1 protein-coding gene is annotated in these 1076 nt (G+C 52.4%); it reads right to left on the reverse strand.

The window, feature by feature from the left end; genetic code table 11:
* The coding region (gene tuf / locus MWH02_RS23030; RefSeq protein WP_271461522.1) for an elongation factor Tu at nt 1-1076 on the reverse strand (1076 nt) is incomplete at both ends.

Genomic DNA, 1076 nt, shown 5'->3' on the forward strand with positions numbered 1-1076 from the left:
ACGGTCATTTTTACGTTGTCGCCTGGCATTACCATCTCAACGCCTTCTGGCAGTTGAACGTCACCGGTCACGTCAGTAGTACGGAAGTAGAACTGAGGACGGTAGCCTTTGAAGAACGGAGTATGACGGCCGCCTTCATCTTTAGACAGAACGTAAACTTCTGAAGTGAACTGGGTATGTGGCTTGATTGAACCCGGCTTAGCCAGAACCTGGCCACGCTCGATGTCTTCACGCTTGATACCACGCAGCAGAACACCACAGTTCTCGCCTGCCTGACCCTGGTCCAGCAGTTTGCGGAACATTTCAACGCCAGTACAGGTTGATTTCACAGTGTCTTTAAGGCCAACAACTTCAACTTCGTCGCCCACTTTAACGATACCGCGCTCAACACGACCGGTAACAACGGTACCACGGCCAGAGATTGAGAATACGTCTTCGATTGGCAGCAGGAACGGCTTGTCGATTGCACGAACTGGCTCTGGGATGTAAGTATCCAGGTGCTCAGCCAGCTCAATGATCTTAGCTTCCCACTCAGCGTCGCCTTCCAGCGCTTTCAGAGCAGAACCACGTACGATTGGAGTGTCGTCGCCTGGGAAGTCATAAGCTGACAGCAGGTCACGTACTTCCATCTCTACCAGTTCCAGCAGCTCTTCATCATCAACCATGTCGCACTTGTTCAGGAACACGATGATGTAAGGAACGCCAACCTGACGACCCAGCAGGATGTGCTCACGGGTCTGTGGCATTGGGCCATCAGTCGCAGCAACAACCAGGATCGCGCCGTCCATCTGCGCAGCACCGGTGATCATGTTTTTCACATAGTCGGCGTGGCCTGGGCAGTCAACGTGCGCATAGTGGCGAGACGGGGTTTCGTATTCAACGTGAGAAGTGTTGATGGTGATACCACGTGCTTTCTCTTCTGGCGCTTTATCGATCTCATCGAATTTGCTTGCCTTACCGCCGTAGGTTTTAGCCAGTACGGTAGTAATTGCTGCAGTCAGGGTGGTTTTACCGTGGTCGACGTGACCGATGGTGCCCACGTTTACGTGCAGTTTGTTACGCTGAAATTGCTCTTT

Origin of the sequence: Pantoea leporis (assembly GCF_028048155.1) — a bacterium.
Taxonomy (GTDB): Bacteria; Pseudomonadota; Gammaproteobacteria; order Enterobacterales; family Enterobacteriaceae; genus Pantoea; species Pantoea leporis.